Origin of the sequence: Candidatus Oleimmundimicrobium sp., assembly GCF_030651595.1 — a bacterium.
Classification (GTDB): Bacteria; Actinomycetota; Aquicultoria; order UBA3085; family Oleimmundimicrobiaceae; genus JAUSCH01.
The window spans coordinates 1-1158 of record NZ_JAUSCH010000053.1; the positions used below are offsets into that span (position 1 = coordinate 1).

The following is a 1158-nucleotide window of genomic DNA, read 5'->3' on the forward strand; positions in this document are numbered from 1 at the left end:
CACCTTCGCCCCGGCAATGCACAGGTGATTGCGACGCCCATCCGTGGCGGTGTTATCCACCAGAATCTCGAAACGGCCATCGCCATCCAGGTCGATGGTGTCGCGGGTGATAATGCCGCACACATTGGCGGCGATACCGTCACCCACCTGGGCGGGCAGTGCGCAGATGCTGAAATCCGTGGGAGGCTGGGCACTGAATTTGCCTGAAATGGTGTAGCGTAGCCCCTGGTCAACACTGGCAAAGCGATAGACGTTATCCGGGTTGTCCTGGCCAATGCGGCTGCCCGGCACGTCCAGCCCCAGCCACTGGTGGGCCATCGCGATGGTCCAGACAAAGCAGGGGCTGCGCGGCGTTTCGCTGGCGGCGATCAGCGCCGCATGGAGGCAATGCTCAGCGGCGCTCCGGGCAATCAGCCCGTCCTGATCCGCGAGCCGGGCATTGCGGTCCGCCTTGAACAGCGCGGTGATGCGGGCTTTGGCTGCGGCCATTTCCGGCCTGGCGCAAATGGCGAGGGCGCGCTCCTCCGCCAGTCGCTGTTGCGGGGTGGCGAGGACTGAACCTTCCATTCCCGATAGTGTGGCGGCAGGTACGACAGTTCTGTCTGTGGACATGGCTTTTTCCTTATATCCGTTGCTGTGGCAAATCACAGATCAAAGCGTGCGCAATAATCGGCAAATTGGCTGCGCAAACCTTCACGGGTCAAACCGAATTTATCCAGGGAATATTCGAATTTGCCGCGGCGGTCGGCCCGGAAGGCGGGATCGGCAACGCGATCCTTGATGCGCTTTTCGAAATACCCGGTAAAGGGCACACCGCTTTTTTCATAGATGGGGGCAATAACCGCCGCCGGATCGCTGACAAAATCCCGAAAGCGGATATGGTGAACGCGGGCATCATTGATGATGGGCTGGCTCATAAAAAAATCGCATCCGGCCTTGAGCTGTTCAACCATCGCCTGGGGTTCAACATTGTAAAGATCGCCATTGAATGGCTTGTATTGCAGCTCAAGTAGTTCCAGCAGCGAGGCGATATATTCCTCCGGCGAGCGGTGCATCCAGAAGCACACCGCATCGGGGTAGACGTCGAGCAGCGATGGCATGATGTACTGGTGAAGAATACCTTTGCCCACCCAGCGTTTGCAGGGCATTTTCCACTGG

General features: G+C 58.7%; 2 protein-coding genes. Both read right to left on the minus strand.

The annotated features are described in order from the left end of the window. The coding region (locus Q7U95_RS03430; protein ID WP_308751872.1) for a hypothetical protein at window positions 1-567 on the minus strand (567 nt) is incomplete at its 3' end. 77 nt (window positions 568-644) lie between these two features. Then, on the minus strand, window positions 645-1158 hold a 514-nt coding region (locus tag Q7U95_RS03435; protein ID WP_308751873.1), incomplete at its 5' end, for a sulfotransferase.